Annotated in this window: 17 protein-coding genes; 10 read left to right on the top strand and 7 right to left on the bottom strand. The window is 68.8% G+C overall.

Features of this window, described 5'->3' with window-relative positions; genetic code table 11:
• Positions 1-109: 109 nt before the first annotated feature.
• From AC07Y4_RS30900 to flgA, 7 genes are all read right to left on the bottom strand, one after another.
• Positions 110-1,330: a tyrosine-type recombinase/integrase gene (locus AC07Y4_RS30900; protein ID WP_057594762.1), complete on the bottom strand. Its 1,221-nt coding sequence runs from the start codon at positions 1,328-1,330 to the stop codon at positions 110-112.
• 241 nt (positions 1,331-1,571) lie between these two features.
• Positions 1,572-4,589, bottom strand: coding sequence for a transglycosylase domain-containing protein (locus AC07Y4_RS30895; protein ID WP_495275547.1), 3,018 nt, complete (start codon positions 4,587-4,589; stop codon positions 1,572-1,574).
• A 570-nt stretch (positions 4,590-5,159) separates the two neighbouring features.
• A complete protein-coding gene (locus AC07Y4_RS30890; RefSeq protein ID WP_487847771.1) occupies positions 5,160-5,993 on the bottom strand; it encodes a winged helix-turn-helix transcriptional regulator in 834 nt (277 codons plus the stop codon).
• Positions 5,994-6,117: 124 nt separating this feature from the next.
• Positions 6,118-6,552, bottom strand: coding sequence for a YadA-like family protein (locus AC07Y4_RS30885; RefSeq protein ID WP_487847770.1), 435 nt, complete (start codon positions 6,550-6,552; stop codon positions 6,118-6,120).
• Positions 6,553-6,561: 9 nt separating this feature from the next.
• Entirely contained in the window at positions 6,562-7,017 is a 456-nt protein-coding gene (locus tag AC07Y4_RS30880; RefSeq protein ID WP_487847769.1) for a flagella synthesis protein FlgN, read from the bottom strand.
• Entirely contained in the window at positions 7,014-7,310 is a 297-nt protein-coding gene (gene flgM, locus AC07Y4_RS30875) for a flagellar biosynthesis anti-sigma factor FlgM (RefSeq protein WP_487847768.1), read from the bottom strand. Before flgM ends, AC07Y4_RS30880 begins: the two co-directional genes overlap by 4 nt.
• A gap of 96 nt (positions 7,311-7,406) precedes the next feature.
• Positions 7,407-8,105, bottom strand: a complete 699-nt coding sequence (flgA, locus tag AC07Y4_RS30870; RefSeq protein ID WP_487847767.1) for a flagellar basal body P-ring formation chaperone FlgA — start codon at positions 8,103-8,105, stop codon at positions 7,407-7,409.
• 221 nt (positions 8,106-8,326) lie between these two features.
• On the opposite strand from flgA, the gene flgB reads away from it, so the two are divergent.
• From flgB to AC07Y4_RS30820, 10 genes are all read left to right on the top strand, one after another.
• Positions 8,327-8,734, top strand: coding sequence for a flagellar basal body rod protein FlgB (gene flgB, locus AC07Y4_RS30865; protein WP_062469229.1), 408 nt, complete (start codon positions 8,327-8,329; stop codon positions 8,732-8,734).
• Positions 8,731-9,126, top strand: coding sequence for a flagellar basal body rod protein FlgC (gene flgC, locus AC07Y4_RS30860; protein ID WP_099792046.1), 396 nt, complete (start codon positions 8,731-8,733; stop codon positions 9,124-9,126). The genes flgB and flgC overlap by 4 nt, the downstream gene beginning before the upstream one ends.
• A 44-nt stretch (positions 9,127-9,170) precedes the next feature.
• Positions 9,171-9,857, top strand: coding sequence for a flagellar hook assembly protein FlgD (locus AC07Y4_RS30855; protein ID WP_062469236.1), 687 nt, complete (start codon positions 9,171-9,173; stop codon positions 9,855-9,857).
• A gap of 82 nt (positions 9,858-9,939) precedes the next feature.
• On the top strand, positions 9,940-11,154 hold the full coding sequence (flgE, locus tag AC07Y4_RS30850; protein WP_095946600.1) for a flagellar hook protein FlgE: 1,215 nt from the start codon (positions 9,940-9,942) through the stop codon (positions 11,152-11,154).
• Between the two features lie 13 nt (positions 11,155-11,167).
• Positions 11,168-11,914, top strand: a complete 747-nt coding sequence (locus AC07Y4_RS30845; protein ID WP_487847766.1) for a flagellar basal body rod protein FlgF — start codon at positions 11,168-11,170, stop codon at positions 11,912-11,914.
• Positions 11,915-11,937: 23 nt separating this feature from the next.
• Positions 11,938-12,720: a flagellar basal-body rod protein FlgG gene (flgG, locus tag AC07Y4_RS30840; RefSeq protein ID WP_062469245.1), complete on the top strand. Its 783-nt coding sequence runs from the start codon at positions 11,938-11,940 to the stop codon at positions 12,718-12,720.
• Positions 12,720-13,415, top strand: coding sequence for a flagellar basal body L-ring protein FlgH (locus AC07Y4_RS30835; RefSeq protein ID WP_095946601.1), 696 nt, complete (start codon positions 12,720-12,722; stop codon positions 13,413-13,415). The genes flgG and AC07Y4_RS30835 overlap by 1 nt, the downstream gene beginning before the upstream one ends.
• Positions 13,415-14,536 carry a flagellar basal body P-ring protein FlgI gene (locus AC07Y4_RS30830; protein WP_487847765.1) on the top strand — a complete coding sequence of 374 codons (1,122 nt, stop codon included), beginning with the start codon at positions 13,415-13,417 and terminating at the stop codon, positions 14,534-14,536. The genes AC07Y4_RS30835 and AC07Y4_RS30830 overlap by 1 nt, the downstream gene beginning before the upstream one ends.
• Before the next feature lie 10 nt (positions 14,537-14,546).
• Positions 14,547-15,539: a flagellar assembly peptidoglycan hydrolase FlgJ gene (gene flgJ / locus AC07Y4_RS30825; RefSeq protein WP_487847764.1), complete on the top strand. Its 993-nt coding sequence runs from the start codon at positions 14,547-14,549 to the stop codon at positions 15,537-15,539.
• A gap of 70 nt (positions 15,540-15,609) precedes the next feature.
• Positions 15,610-16,538, top strand: a 929-nt coding sequence (locus AC07Y4_RS30820; RefSeq protein ID WP_487847763.1) for an MCP four helix bundle domain-containing protein, incomplete at its 3' end; no start/stop codon positions are given.

Here is a 16,538-nt window from a genome sequence, read left to right as displayed (position 1 = left end):
GGTTAGGGTTATCACGTGGGTCAGATTTAGATGGAAATCACACCGCCAACTGGGTCACTTCTAGATGGAAATCAACATAGAGAAGAAAGGGGCAAGACTACTGCCCACCTCAGTCGTTTTCGTTCTTCTCCTCCGTCTTTGCCTTCGAGCAGAAGTTGTCCCATTCCTGCATCATCAAGCGGCGCTTTTCCAGTGCGTCTCCGCGCCGATAGGCGGCCTCGACCTTGTTGTCCAGGGCGTGTGCAAGGGCCTGCTCAGCAAGGTCTCGCGGGTAGTTGGTGCGTTCTCTTGCCCAGTCGCGAAATGTAGAGCGAAACCCATGAGGTACGGCATCCACCTCCATGCGGCGCATGACGGCAGTCATCGACATGTCGGAAAGTTGCTTGCCCCGTGCGGACGGGAACACCAATTCGTTGTCTTTGAGGTGAGGTTGGGCGCGAAGAATCCGAAGTGCTGATTCGGACAACGGAACGCGATGCTCCTTGGTGGCCTTCATCCGCTCTGGTGGGACGGTCCAGACGCCAGTATCCAGGTCGAACTCTGGCCAGACCGCGCCGCGCACCTCGCCACTGCGTGCTGCGCACAGCACGGTGAATTCCAACGCTCTGGCCGCAGTTCCCTCACGCTGACGCAGGTCGGCCATGAACGCCACAGTAGCATCGATGGGCAGCGCGCGATGATGCTCGACCTTCTGGATTTTCCCGGGCGCCGGCAGCAACATGTCCAGGTGACCTTTCCATCGTGCCGGGTTCTCTCCTGTACGGTATTTGCGTACAGCGGCCCAGTCGAGCACGTTCTCGATCCGGCCCCGCACTCGGGATGCAGTTTCGTTCTTGGTTTTCCAGATGGGCTCCAGCGCCGCGAGCACATGCTCTTGACCTACGTCACGAACGAGCAGGTTGCCCATGACTGGATAGGCGTAGGTTTTCAGGGTGCTGGCCCATTGAGTGCGGTGCTTAGGGTTCTTCCAGGTGTCCCCATGCGCCTCAAGGAATCCTTCGGCCGCTTGTTGGAACGTTTTTTCGGTCGCTTGCTGGGCGCGCAGCAGGCTGGCCGCCGCTTTACGTTGCGCAATGGGATCAATACCTTGATCGATCTCATCGCGAGCTGCTCTTGCCTTTTCTCTGGCTCGAGCAAGAGGGACATCGGGAAAGCCGCCTAGCCCCATGTGCCGGCGCTTGGTGCCGACCATGGTGCGAAGCACCCATGAGCGAGCACCTGCGTCATTGACGTAAAGGTAAAGGCCGGACACGCCGCCAACGGCGTGGTTGCCTGGGGAGGTCAATCGGCCCACTTGGAGTGCTGATAATTCCTTTGCCTTGCGCGCCATGACCGTCCTGCATCCTTAGATATTGACCTACCATCCTTTCTACCATAGATTTTGGGATCGGAGCGGATCAGAAAGGATCGGTCAGGAATGCTGTTGAGGCGTTTCCCCAATGAGGAAGCATGAAAATCGGTCGACTTAGGACTGCTTGGGAAATCGCAAAGGCAGACTCCCTCTCCTCCAGATTCAAGCCCCTGTAGCAGCCCTGCTACAGGGGCTTTGTCTTTGGGCCGCCCATGTCGCCTCATGGCGCCCGCTGCTGCGGCTCCCCACACCCCCTGCGCTGCAGCACCGGCAGCAACTGCGGCCCCAGCGACTTCAGCAGCTGCGTCGGCAGCGCGCTCGTGAACCGGTGGCGGGCGGCGTGGGGCTCGTGCACGTAGGCCAGGATCGTGCCGAAGTAGCGGTCGCCGATCATGAACACGAAGGTGGCCGAGCGGTCGATCTTGCGCTGCGAAATCACCCGTCCGCCGCGGCCGGTCTGTTCGTAGCGGTGGTCGCCGGTGCCGGTCTTGCCGCCGATCTCGAGGGCGCGGCCGCTCTCGTCCACCAGGGCGCTCTTCAGGCGCCGCGCGGTGCCGTCGTTCACCACCTCGACCAAGGCACGGCGCACCGTGGCGGCCACCTCGGCGGGCAGCACCTGCTGTGCGCTCGCATGGCGCGGCTCCAGCCGTGTCTCGTAGGGCGTGTCGCGCGCGAAGTGCAGGGCGCCGACCCGTTGCGTGGGCAGCCGCACGCCGTCATTCGCGAGGATGCCCATCAGCTCCGCCAGGGCGGCCGGCCGGTCGCCGGACGCGCCGATCGCGCTCGCGTAAGACGGCGTCAGCGATGCGAACGGGTAACCCACGCGCTGCCATGAACGGTGAATCTGCGCAAAGGCGTCGAGTTCGATCAGCTCGCGCAGGCGCCTGTCCTGCGCGCTCTTGTGGCGCGTCTTGAAGAGCCAGGCGTAGACCTCCTGGCGTTCGCGCACGCTCACGTCCAGCACCTCGGTCAGCGAGGCGCCGGGGTGACGCCGCAGGTAACCGACCAGCCAGAGCTCCAGCGGATGCACGCGCGCGACATACCCGCGATCGGCCAGCGACAGGCCGGCGTAGGTGCGGCGCAGCGCCCCCAGTGCGCGCGGCGAGTCGGCGCCGCGGCCCAGCCGCTGCACCAGGAGCGCGTCGAGCCGTGCGTCGTCGGCCTCGGGCTCGATGGTGAAGAGCACGCTCGCCAGGCGCGGTGCCGACGGCCTCAGGCCGCGCAGCAGCAGCGCCTCGGCGTCCGCGGCCGGCAGGTGCTGGTACTTGCGATGGAAGCGGGTCAGGAAGGCCGAACCTTCGCGGTCGGCAAAGCGCGCGAGCAGCTCGCGCCGGCCCGGGTCGGCAGGATCCTTCAGCAGGCGCTCGGCGCCCGACGCGCCACCGAACATGCGGTGGCGCACCAGGTCGCGCATCAGGCGGATGAACACCAGGTTGACCGAATGCTTGAAGCCTTCGCGCACGGTCATCGAACTGCTGTTGCGCGAGCGTTCGAAGTTCTCGAACTGGTGCAGGCCGCCGCCGGTGAAGAAGGCCTCGCCGGGGCTCGCCGAGTACTTGCGCTCCATCGCCGCCTCCAGCATCGGCGCAAGACGGCGATCCTTGGCGCGCAGGAGGTACTGCCGCGCCCACATGCCCAGCGGGTCGCGCGGGTTCGGCGCCAGCGCCGACAGCTGGGCCGGGCTCAGGTCGACCCAGCCCGCGTGCAGCTCGGCTATGAGCTCCAGGTAGCTCACCAGGGTGCGCAGCTTGGCGGTCGAGCCCAGGTCCAGCCGTGCGCCCTGGTTCACGTCGAACGGCTGGTCGATGTTGTCGGCCTGGATGCGCAGCAGGTTGGTCCCGGCGCTGCGCTCGAACAGCGTGAAGCTGTAGATCAGCGGGCTGGGGTCGGCGCCCGGGTCGAGCATGTGGGAGCCGACCAGCCCCGCGGCCTTCGTCGCGGCGGGCGTGCGCAGGCCGGCCAGCACGCGCGCCACCAGCGCCTGCGCTTCGCCGTCCAGGCTGGTTTCGGCCTCGAGGTCCAGGCGCTCCAGGTCGTAGGCCCGCGGCACGTCGAGCAGCGTGGCGATGTGGGTGCGCAGCGCGGTCGCGGCCTTGCGCTGCACGAAGTCGGGCCGAGGCGTCGGCGGCAAAGGTGGCTGCAGGTGCAAGGACAGCGGCAGCGCCGCGTCGCGCAGCGTGGGCGAGATCAGGCCAGCCTCGGCCATCAGCCGCAGGTAGCTGTCGGTCAGTCGCGTCAGGCCGGCGCCGTCGCCGAGCAGGTGCTGCGACGGGCGGCGCTGCGCGATCATCAGCGACAGCGCCTGCTTGAAGGCCTCGGCCTGCTGCCGCAGCGCCTCGTCCGTGGGCGCTGCCGCCTCTTCCGCCTGGTCGGCCAGCAGGCGGTTGACCTCGCCGAAGTCGCGCCCGTACCAGGCCCACAGGCCGTCGCCCAGGCCGTGCACCTCGCCCATGCCCGGGCGCGCGGCCAGCGGCACGGTGTCGAGGTAGTCGACGACGATCTGGCGGCGCCGCGCCTGCGTGTCGTCGCCGTCCTGGTAGGCGCGCAGCGAGGCCGACGCCATCTGGCGCAGCTTGTCGCCGACCGACCCGGTGCGGCCCTGCGGCGAATGGCGGTACTTCTCGAGCTGGGTGGCCAGCGTGCTGCCGCCCGTCGCCGTCTGGCCCAGGCCGACCGCGCGCAGCGCCTGCTCGAGCGTCGCCTTGGCAAAGCGTTCCGGATCGATCGCGGGGTTGCGCTGCAGCGGCTGCGCGTCCAGCAGGTGGCGGTCCTCGACGAAGAGCAGGGCGCTCACCAGCAGCGGCGGCACCTCCTCGAAGCGCTCGTAGGCGCGCTGGGGCACGCGGGTGTGCAGCAGCGCCGTGTCCCGGCAGTCGCGCACGGTCAGGCCGGCCTGGTTTTTCTCACGGTAGGGCGCGAAGAGCCCGTAGTCCTGCAGTTCGAGCAGCCGCGGCGACATGCGGGCCTGGCGGGTGACGACATAGCCCTGCGGCGCCAGGCGGTCGATGTAGTCCGGCAGCTGGTGGTAGCCCAGCCGCTCGTCGTAGGGCCCGGTCCGGGGAAAGCGGATGGCGTCGCTGGCACCGTCTTCGACGCTGAAGCGGGCGCCCTCGGCCAAGTCGCGCCACAGGGCCGATTGCAGCCGGGACGTCTTCAGTTCGTCCAGCACGAACAGGGCAAACCCGCCTCCCACGGCGAGTCCCGCGCCGATCCAGACAAGCTTCTTGAACCAAGTCATGCTCTGCCTCGCGAACAGTCCACACCATGGGTTCGTCAGTGACGATGATGCGCTTTTTGAGGCGATTTGGCATGCGTGCGACGACGCAATCGGCCGGAGTCATGCACTTCCGCCGCGCGGCAGAAGAAGTACCTCGACACACATGGCGCATGTCGATCTGCACGGACGTGCGGATCTATCTCAGGGCGAACTGACCTGCTAACCCTTCACGACCCCGGACACCCCACTAGTCGTCGGAATCCTGCGGGCCCGCCAGGAGCCCGAGCACCAACCCGCCGAGGACGATGGCCAGGGCAAGAATCAGCGATGCCTCTGCGAGTAGTCTCATGGTGTCCTGCAATGAATCTCCCCCTCACGATGTGCCCGCCATTGAACGTGCGTTCACTGACTGGTGGCTGAGTGCGGAAGCAGAAGGGTTTTGTGCGGGGCTTCAGCCTGTCTTCAGCTAAGGCGCGGATACTGGTGGCGACGGTCTTCTGGCGTTGGTAGAGGACGCTTCGGCACCCGCCCTTCGGGGGGGTTCCTCGAGGCCGGAGGTCGTCACGGTTTTTTCGTCGCGCGGGCGCATGCTCAGGCCCGCGCGCTTTCACCGAGCCACACCGGCTCGTTCGAGGTGTCCGGGAAGTCCGCGGTGTCGATCAGCGGCGCCTCGTCGACCTCCGACGCGCGCCGCGCGGCCGGCGCCATGTGCCGCAGCTCGTAGCCCCGTCCATACACCGAGACCAGCACGAACTCGCCGCCCTTGTGCAGCGACAGCTTGCGGCGGATGCTGGCCACGCAGCAGTCCAGCGTGCGGCTGGTGCGTTCGATGCGCGCATCCACCCACAGCGAGGCCAGCAGCCAGTCGCGCTCCAGCAGCCGGCCGGCGTTGCGAAACAGCAGCAGCGCCAGTTCGAACTCGCGCGGCTTCAGGCGCACCTCGGTGCCGTGGCACACCACCACGCGGCGCTCGCCCAGGAACTGGTAGTCGCCGAAGCACGCGGCCGTGGCGTGCGGCTGCAGCAGCGTGCGGTTGCGCCGCAGCGATTCGCGCACGCGCAACTCCACCTCGAACTCGTCGACGGGCAGCACCGCGAAGTCGATGCTGGTGCCCTGCGTCTCGCCGCCCGCGGCCGACAGCACGTCGACCAGCAGGTCGCGCTGCGAGGCGCGCGCCACCAGGAAGATGGGGATGCGCAGCGCGCGACACATCGCCGTGAGGATCGGCCAGGCGCCTTCGTCCTTCAGCACCACCAGCAGCAAGCCGAACTGCAGGCCCTGGGTGATCGCCAGCAGGAAGTCCGTGCTGTCGTCGAAGCACACGGGCTCGCAGCCCATCAGGCGCAGGCGGTTGCCCCAGCCGGCCTGCTGCGCCTCGTCGCAGCCCACCATCGCGATGCGGCGCGCGCCCTGCTGCGCGGCCATCACGCGCGGACTCCCCGGCGTGCGACCTTCTCGTAGCGGGGCGTTGGCGTGGAAGGAGAGGTCTTCATGTCGGTGGCATCCATGCGAAGGTGGTGAAGGGCGTCCCGGGGCGATGGCATGAGGGTCAGGGGCGGGCGGCGCTGGTGCTGCGCGGCAGCTTCCAGCCGATGCCCGCGTTGAAGCCCCACTCCCGGCCCGTGCTGGACACGCCCATGCCCCAGGCCATGTCGCCGTCGCCCGACGTGCGCTTGAAGCCCAGCGCCGCGGCCGTGTAGCCCTGGTAGGTGCCGAAGGCCAGGCCGAGGGACTGTTCGCCCGGCCGGTACGTCGGCACGTAGGCGGCCGACATCGCGATGGCCATGGCCGCGCCCGAGTAGGCGATGCGCGCCGTCTCGCCGACGGCCGCGCGCACCGGGTGCAGCTGGCCCAGGTTGATGGCGTCGTCCGGGCGCACGGCGGGCGCCAGTTCGAAGGCATGGGCGCCGGCGCACGCGAGCCACAGCATCAGCACCCGCAGGATCGCGGTGCGTCGGGGGGCGAAACGTGCGAACGCGTTCACGGCTGCTGTTCAGCCGGCGGCCAGCCGGGTGCCCGCGCCGGCCTGCGTCTTGCGCACGCCGTCGGGGCCGTAGAAGGGTTGGGCGCGGGCCTGCAGGAAGTGCAGCGCCTGCTGCGTGAAGTCCAGGTGCGCGTACACCAGCGTGCCGTTGTGCAGGTTGCGGTTGCGCGCGTCTTCGGCGAGCGCGAGCAGTTCGCGCCAGGCCTGGTGCGTGGGTTCACCGCCTGCTGCAGCGGCGGCATCCGCGCCCGCACGACCGGGCCCGAAGCCCAGCGCCGCCTGCAGCGATTCACGCTGGCGGTCGAGTTCGGCCATGCGGTCCAGCAGCGCGGTCTTGCGGCCGGCGATGGCGTTCAGCGCGTCGAAGTCGCTGGCGGACATGGCCTGCGCCTCCTGGTCCAGCACGACAAGGAAGTCCCCGATGCAGCCCGCTTCCGCGCGCAGGTGCGCCAGCAAGGTGCTCATGCTTGGCCCTTCGGTGCGAGCAGCTCGCACACGCTGGCCAGCAGGCCGTCGGCGATGCGCTCGGGGCGGATCTCGTAGCGGCCGGCGCGGATGTCCTCGCGGATCGCGGCCACGCGCGCGGCGTCGAAATCGCTGCCCCCCACGGCGGCGGGCATCGCATGGACGAGCGCGGAAACGGGCGCCGCTTCCTTCGGGCGCTGCACGGCCTCGGCGGGCGTCGACGGAGCCGGCGCGCCGGGTGCGGGCGTGCGGTGCAGGGGCGTGGCCGAAGGGGCGGTGGGATCGATTTTCAAGGTGATTCCTCAGGGGCTGACCCGTATATCGGCAGCCGGTGCAAGAACTTTAGGAAGGGCGTGCATGAAGTGAAGCCTGCGCCAACGCGGCGGCCGCTACTGCACCAGCCGGACCTGTCCTTCCTCGTCGGCCACGCCGCGAATCACCCGGCCGTCCAGCGTCTTCGCCTGCACCACGGCGCCCACCGCGGCGCCGCTCAGGGCCTTGGCCTCGGTGCTGACGACAAAGCCCGGCCCCTGCGCCACCACCTTCACGGCCTGGCCCTGCTGGATCACGGCGACGCCGCGCAGCAGCTCCTTGCGGATCGGGGCGCCGGGCGCGACGCGGTTGGCGCTCACCACCCCGATCAGTTCGGCCGCGCTGGTGACCACCGAGCGCGGCAGCCGCGTGAGGTCGCCGGTGCGCTCGACGACATCGCCGGCGCCCAGCGCCCGGCCCGCGTCGATGGCGCGCGCAGCCACCAGGTAGCGGCCTTCGACCGCGACACGCGCCTGCACGAAGCGCGTCCACGGCCGCTCGGCATGGCAACGCACGCCCACCGAAATGCGGCCCCACGGCGTGACGCCCGGCGGCAGGAACACCTCGGGCGCTTCGCACGCGGGCAGGGCGTCGGTGCCGCGTCCTTCGAGGCTGACCGTCACCTTGCCCGGCAGGCCGGCGCTTTGCACCTGGAGGTAGGTCTCGACGGCCTTCGCAGCCACGTCGCCTGCGATCGCACCGGTCGACATCGCGCACGACAGCCCCATCGCGCAGGCGGTGCGCAGCAGGTGTTGGCGAAGCGGCGAAAGGGTCATCGAAAGCGAAAGAAGAGGGCCAGAAAAATGAGGGCGCCGGTGCAGGAAGGCCGCAACCGGCGCCCCTGGATTCTTATGAATTCACCCCGCCGGCGAAGGTGCGAGCAGCAGGCGAAACCCCCCTTTGTTCGGGCGATTGCCAACGCGCCGCATGCATAGACTTGCTTTCCATCGGTCGCTGCGCCCCGTGCACTGGCGACGCCTCAACAGATGGAACAAAGATGATCGACAAGCTGGATGCGGCGTTTCGCTTCCACCGCGAAGCGCTCCATCTCCGGGCCCAGCGCCAGGAGGTGCTCGCGGCCAACATCGCCCATGCCGACACGCCGAACTACAAGGCGCGCGACTTCGACTTCGGCGCGCGCCTGAGCGAGGCCGTCGAGCGCGGCCGCGCCGCCTCGTCGGTGTCGATGGCCACCACCTCGTCGCGCCATCTCGCGGGCCAGGCACAGGCCACGGCCGGCGACGACCTGCTGTACCGCGTGCCGCACCAGTCCAGCCTCGACGGCAACACGGTCGAGATGGACGTCGAGCGCGTGGCCTTCGCCGACAACGCGCTGCGCTACGAGTCGAACCTGACCCTCATCAACGCCAAGATCAAGTCGCTCCTGTCGGCGGTACAGCCATGAACATCTTCGATGTGGCGGGCTCCGCCATGACCGCGCAATCGCAGCGCATGAACGTGACCGCGAGCAACCTCGCCAACGCCGAGAGCGTGGCCGGCCCCGACGGCCAGCCCTACCGCGCCAAGCAGGTGGTGTTCGAAGTGGCGGCCTCGGGCCGTCGCGACATCGGTGGCGTCAAGGTGGCCGGTGTCATCGAAGACCCGTCGCCCGCCAGGCTGGTGTTCGACCCGAAGAGCCCGCACGCCAACGCCGAGGGCTACGTGGCGATGCCCAACGTCAACGTGGTCGAGGAGATGACCAACATGATCTCGGCCTCACGCAGCTACCAGGCCAACGTCGAGGTGCTCAACACCGCCAAGACGCTGATGGTCAAGACGCTGACCATCGGCCAGTAACCCACGCACGCCCACGCGCCTCCCGCAGGAAGAATACCGACCCCATGGCCCTTTCCGACACCTCGTCCATCAGCGGGCTGAACGCGCCCACGGCGGCGAACAGCAACAACAACGTCTCCAGCGCCGACAGCGAGCAGCGCTTTCTCAAGCTGCTGGTCACGCAGCTGAACAACCAGGACCCGCTCAACCCGATGCAGAACGCAGAGCTCACCTCGCAGCTCGCGCAGATGAGCACCGTGAGCGGCATCGAGAAGCTCAACGCCACGCTCTCCGGCCTGGTCAACCAGACCGGAGCCAACCAGCTGCTGCAGGCCACATCGCTCATTGGCTACAACGTGCTGTCGCCCGGCGACGTGCTCACCACCAAGAAGCCCGAGGACGGCAAGGACCCCGCCACGCAGGCCTTCGCCGTGCAGCTGCCGGGCACCGCCGCCGACGTCGAGATCAAGATCGTCGACAGCACCGGCAAGGTGATCCGCACGCTCGACGCGGGCGCCATGAAGGAAGGCGTCAACGCCGTCACCTGGGACGGCAAGGACGACCTGGGCGTGGTCGTGCCGCCGGGCGCCTACCGCTTCACGGTCGATGCCAGCAACAACGGCACCACGGTGAAGGCCACCGCGCTCACCTTCTCGCAGGTGGCCGCCGTGAAGCAGGGCGCCGGCGGCGTCACGCTGGAGCTGGCCTCGGGCGCCAGCATCGGGCTGGGCGACGTGCGCCTGTTCCTCTGAGCTTTCGTCTTCGTCTTCGGCGTGGCCCATGCGGGCCGCGCCCTTCGCACTCTTCTTCCTCGCACCGAACAAGGACCCCCTCATGAGTTTCTCCCAAGGCATCAGCGGACTCGGCGTGGCCGCGGCCAACCTCGACGTCATCGGCAACAACATCGCCAACTCGGGCACGGTGGGCTACAAGTCGGCCGCCGCCACCTTCCAGGACGTGTACGCCGGCTCGCGCGTGGGCCTGGGCGCCTCGGTGTCGGGCGTGACGCAGAACTTCACGCAGGGCGTGACGCAGTCGAGCACGCGCCCGCTGGACGTGGCCATCCTCAACGGCGACGGCTTCTTCCGCCTGGCCAGCCCCAGCGGCGAGGTCTTCTACTCGCGCAACGGCCAGTTCACGCGCGACAAGGACGGCTACATCGTCAACGCGCAGGGCCTGCAGCTCACCGGCTACGGCGCCAACGCCAGCGGCGGCATCAGCGGCGGCACGCCGGGCCCGATCCAGGTGCAGGGCGGCATGATGCCGCCCAAGCCCACGGCCAACATCGACGCGCAGTTCAACCTCGACGCGCGCAGCACGGTGCCCGCCAAGACGCCGTTCAACCCCACCGACGCCGCCACCTACAACTACCCGAACGCCATCGGTCCCATCTACGACTCGCTGGGCAACCCGCACGACGTGGCCGTGTACTTCGTGAAGACGGCCGCCAACACCTGGAGCGTGTACGGCACCTCCGACGGCGCGCCGCTGAACGGTGGCGCCGCGCTGTCCAACGTGACTTTCGACGCCAAGGGTGTCATGACCGCGCCGGCCTCGGGCGCGTTCAACATCGGGCCGCTCACCTTCACCAACGGCGCCTCGCCGCTCACCGCGTCGGTCGACCTCACGGGCACCACGCAGTTCGGCAGCGCCAACGGCATGAGCAAGCTGGGCCAGGACGGCTACAAGTCGGGCGAGCTCACCGCGTTCTCGATCAACCCCGACGGCACCATCACCGGCAAGTTCTCCAACGAGCAGACGCGCCTGCTGGGCCAGGTCGTGCTGTCGTCCTTCGCCAACCCGAACGGCCTGGAACCCAAGGGCAACAACGTGTGGGCCGAGACGCAGGCCTCGGGCAATGCGCTCACCGGAACGCCGGGCGAAGGCACCAAGGCCGGCTCGCTGGCCTCGGGCGCGCTGGAGTCGTCCAACGTCGACCTGACCTCCGAGCTGGTGAACCTGATCGTCGCGCAGCGCAACTACCAGGCCAACGCGCAGACCGTGAAGACGCAGGACCAGGTCATGCAGACGCTCATGAACATCCGCTGACCGGGAGCATCGCGTGGATCGAATGCTGTATGTCGCCATGAGCGGCGCCAAGCAGGCCATGGAGCAGCAGGCCGTGGTCGCCAACAACATGGCGAACGTCTCGACGCCGGGCTTCCGTGCGCAGATCGCGACCTTCCGCGCCGTGCCCGTGGTCGGCGAAGAAGCGCCCACGCGCGCCTTCGTGGCCGCCACCACGCCCGGCGCCGACTTCACGCACGGCCCGCTCACGCAGACCGGCCGCGCGCTCGACGTGGCCGTGGGCGGTGAAGGCTGGCTGGTGGTGCAGGCGGCCGACGGCGGCGAGGCCTACACGCGCGTCGGCAACCTGCAGATCGGCGCCGACGGCCAGCTCACGACGATGGGCGGGCGCCCCGTGGTGGGCGACAACGGCGCGCTCACCGTGCCGCCGGGTTCGGCCGTGAGCATCGCGTCGAACGGGCTCGTGGGCTCGCGCGACGCGGCCTCGACCGTGCTCACCGGCATCGCCGAAGTCGGCCGACTCAAGCTGGTCAACCCGCCCACGGCCGACCTCGTGCGCGGCGACGACGGCCTGTTCCGCATGCGCGCCGACCTGCCGCCGGCCGAGGCCGACGAGGCCGTCACGCTCATCTCCGGCGCCATCGAGGGCAGCAACGTGCAGCCGGTCGATGCCATGGTGGCCATGATCGCCAACGCGCGCAGCTTCGAGATGCAGATGAAGTCGCTGCAGACCGCCGACATCAACGCGCAGACCGCCAACAAGCTGCTGGCCTACGGCTGACCCTCCTCCAGGAACTCCTTTCAATGATCCGCTCCCTCTACATCGCCAAGACCGGCCTGGACGCGCAACAGACGCAGCTCGACGTGGTCTCCAACAACCTGGCCAACGTCGGCACCACCGGCTTCAAGCGCAGCCGCGCCGTGTTCGAAGACCTGGTCTACCAGAACCTGCGCCAGGTCGGCGGCCAGAGCTCCGACCAGACGCGCCTGCCTTCGGGCCTGCAGGTCGGCACCGGCGTGCACGTGGTCGCCACCGAGCGCATCCACTCGCAGGGCAACCTCACCAAGACCGACAAGCCGACCGACGTGGCCATCAGCGGCAGCGGCTTCTTCCAGGTGCTGATGCCCGATGGCACCACCTCGTACACGCGCGACGGCTCGTTCCAGACCGACCGCGACGGCCAGCTGGTCACGGCCAGCGGCTTCCCGGTGCAGCCGGCCATCACCATCCCGGCCAACGCCACCAGCATCACCGTGGGCCGCGACGGCATCGTGTCGGTGGTGCAGGCGGGCGGCACCAACACCGTGCAGGTCGGCCAACTGCAGCTTGCGACCTTCGTCAACCCCACCGGCCTGCAGAGCCAGGGCGAGAACCTGTACGCCGAGACCGACGCCTCGGGCGCACCCAACCAGGTGAACCCCGGCGTGGACGGCGCGGGCACGCTGAGCCAGGGCTATGTCGAGGCCTCCAACGTCAACGTGGTGGAAGAGCTGGTCAACATGATCGCCACCCAGCGCTCGTACGAGATCAACAGCAAGGCGGTCCAGACCTCGGACCAGATGCTGCAGCGCCTGGCCCAGTTGTGATGCGGGCGGGGGTGCGTCTTCTTCGCCGGGCGGCGGCGCTGCTGCTCGCCACCGCGCTGGCCGCCGGCTGTGCGCAGGTGCCGCGCGAGCCGCTGGTGCACCAGCCGATGACGGCGCGCGCCGACCAGTACGCGGCGGTGCAGGCGCGCCGCGCGCCGGGCGCGATCTTCCAGGACGGTCCCGGCGCCAACGCGCTGTTCGAAGACCGCCGCCCGCGCAACGTCGGCGACATCCTCACCATCCTCATCAGCGAGAAGGTCAACGCGACCAAGAACTCGGGCGCCAATGCCAGCCGCACGGGCAACACGACCAGCGTGTTCGCGGCCATTCCCAAGCTCATCGGCGGCCTGCTCGACGGGCAGGAGACCAAGCTGTCGGGAACCAACACGCTCAACGCCAAGGGCGGCGCCAACGCCAACAACACCTTCAACGGCGTGATCACCGTCACCGTGACCGACGTCATGGCCAACGGCAACCTGCTGGTGAGCGGCGAGAAGCAGATGGGCATCAACCAGGGCACCGAGTACATCCGCTTCTCGGGCGTGGTGAACCCGCGCACCGTGTCGGGCAACAACACCGTGCCCTCGACGCTGGTGGCCGATGCGCGCATCGAGTACTCGGCCAAGGGCTACATCGACGAGGCCCAGCACATGGGCTGGATGCAAAGAATTTTCCTGAACGTGATGCCGTTCTGATGACACACCTCCAGGCTTCACCCCTTTCGAATCGCTGGCGCATCGCGGCGCTGTGCGCGCTCCTGTTCATCGCGCCCGCGCATGCAGAGCGCCTGAAGGAGCTCGCCAGCATCCAGGGCGTGCGCGACAACCCGCTCATCGGCTACGGCCTCATGGTCGGCCTGGACGGCACGGGCGACCAGACGATGCAGACGCCGTTCACCACGCAGAGCCTGAACAACATGCTGCAGCAGCTGGGCATCACGATCCCGCAGGGCGTGAACATGCAGCTGAAGAACGTGGCGGCCGTCATGGTGACGGCCACGCTGCCGTCGTTCGCGCGGCCGGGGCAGAACATCGACGTCACCGTGTCGTCGATGGGCAATGCCAAGAGCCTGCGCGGCGGCACGCTGCTGATGACGCCACTCAAGGGCGTGGACGGCGCGACCTATGCCGTGGCGCAGGGCAACATGGTGGTGGGCGGCGCGGGTGCGTCGGCCAACGGCAGCAAGGTGCAGGTCAACCAGCTGAGCTCGGGGCGCATTCCCGCCGGCGCGCTGGTGGAGCGCACGGTCGAGGCGCCGGTGGGCGCGGAAGGCGCGTTCACCATCGAGCTGAACCGCTCCGACTTCGGCACCGCGCAGCGCGCCACGGACGCCATCAACCGCCAGTTCGGCGCCGGCACCGCCGAAGCCATGGACGCGCGCGTGATCCGCGTGCAGGCGCCCGAGCCGCAGCGGCGCGTGGGCTTTCTCGCGCAGCTGCAGGAGCTCGAGGTCACGCCCACACAGGCGGGCGCGCGGGTGGTGGTCAATGCGCGCACGGGCTCGGTCGTGATGAACCAGGCGGTGCGCGTGAAAGACTGCGCCATCGCGCACGGCAACCTGTCGGTGGTGATCAACACCGAGCCGGTGATCAGCCAACCGGGCGCGTTCTCGGGCGGCAGCACCGTGGTGGCGCAGACCTCGCAGATTTCCGTCAACCAGGGCGGCGGCGCGATCCAGATGGTGCGCGGCGGCGCCTCGCTGGCCGATGTGGTCAAGGGGCTGAACAGCCTGGGCGCGAACCCGCAGGACCTGGTGTCGATCCTGCAGGCCATGAAGTCGGCCGGGGCCCTGAGCGCCGAGCTCGAGATCATCTGAGGCCGGCGACATGACCATCTCTGCCAACACCGCATGGACCGGCACCGATGCGGCCAGCCGCAGCGGCGCGCTCGATCAGCGCTTTGCGCTCGACGTGCAGGGTGTCGATGCGCTGCGGCGCACCGTGCGCACCTCGCCCGAAGAAGGCCTGCAGCAGGTCTCGCGCCAGTTCGAGGCCTTGTTCATGAACATGGTGCTCAAGAGCATGCGCGAGGCGACGCCTTCGAGCGGCCTGCTCGATAGCCAGGACCAGAAGGTCTACCTGTCGATGTTCGATCAGCAGCTCACGCAGAACCTCTCGGGGCGCGGCGTGGGGTTGGCCGAGGCGATGCTGGCGCAGCTGCGGCGGCAGCTGCCTTCGGCGGCGACCGAAGCCGACGACGGCATCGGCACACGGCCGATGTCGCTCGAGCCGCCCCCCGGCCTGCCGTACGGCCCGCGCGCGGGCATTCCCATCGGCTCGGCGCCCGGCGCGCGCGTGTCGACGGCGGCCGACCTGGGCGTCTATCAAGTCAGGAACGGCCCTGCACCCGCCGCGAACGCCTCGCTGCAAGGCCAGGTCGATGCGTTCGTGGACCGCATGGGCGCCTCCGCACAGGCGGCCAGCGCCGCCAGTGGCGTGCCTGCGCCGCTGATCCTGGCGCAGGCCGCGCTCGAATCGGGCTGGGGCAAGCGCGAGATCCGCGCCGACGACGGAACGCCCAGCTTCAACCTCTTCGGCATCAAGGCCGACAAGGGCTGGAAGGGCGCGACGGTCGAGACCACGACCACCGAATACATCGACGGCGAGCCGCAGAAGGTGCGCGCGAAGTTCCGCGCCTACGCCTCGTACGAGGAGGCCTTCACCGACTACGCGCGCTTCATCACGCGCAACCCGCGCTACGCGAACGTGCTGGCCACCGCCGACCCGGCGCAGGCGGCGCACGGCCTGCAGCGCGCGGGCTATGCCACCGACCCGAAGTACGGCGAGAAGCTGGTTCGCATCATGCAGAAGTTCGGCTGAGCCCTTCGCACAGCCTGACTGCCCGGACCCGAGAACAACGACACGAGAGGCCCCGAGAGGAGACAAGCGAATGACGATAAAGAACTGGACGATCGGAATGCGGCTGGGCGCCGGCTTTGCGCTGGTGCTGGCGCTGCTGGTGGCCGTGGCGGGCATCGGCGTGCTGCGGCTGCAGGGCGTGGGCGAGGCCACGCAGGACATGGCGTCGCGCACCCTGTCGAAGGAGCGCCTGGCCACGGCCTGGCAGCTGGGCACGGCCACCAACAGCGTGCGCACCTTCTCGCTGCTCAAGAGCGACGACGTGCAGGTGCAGGCGCACCTGCAAAAGCAGATCGCCGCCACCAGCGCCACCATCTCCGAGACGCAGAAGGCGCTCGAGGCGCTGCTCGTGTCGCCGGAAGAGCTGGCGCTGAGCGCCGACATCCAGAAGCGGCGCGGCGAGTACATCGCGCTGCGCCAGCAGATCCTCCAGCTGAAGACCGAAGGCCGCAAGGACGAGGCCGCGACGCGCACCGACACGCAGCTGCTGCCGATGCTCGACGGCTACGACGCGGGCATCCGCGCCATGGTGGCGCACCAGCAGAAGCACATCGACAGCACCGCCGCCGCCATCGACGCGCAGTACCGCGCAGGCCTCCTCTACATCGTCGCGCTGGCCGTGGCCGCGCTGGCGCTGGGCGCGGTGCTTGCATGGCTGCTCACGCGCAGCATCGCCGATCCGGTGGCCGAGGCGCTGCTGATCGCCGAGACCGTGGCCTCCGGCGACCTGAGCCAGGAGTTCGAGACCGAACGCGGCGGCGACTTCGGCCGGCTGCTGCGCGGCATGGGCGAGATGGAAGACACGCTCACCGACCTCGTGACGCGCATCAAGGCCTCGACCGATTCGATCGCGGTGGCGTCGCGGCAGATTGCGGCGGGCAACCAGGACCTGTCGTCGCGTACCGAAGAGCAAGCCAGCTCGCTGGAGCAGACGGCGGCGTCGATGGAAGAGCTGACCTC

This window comes from Variovorax sp. GW460-12-1-14-LB1 (genome assembly GCF_059423605.1).
The sequence above is the reverse complement of the archived record's forward strand: the minus strand, read 5'-3'. Positions and strand labels throughout refer to the sequence as shown.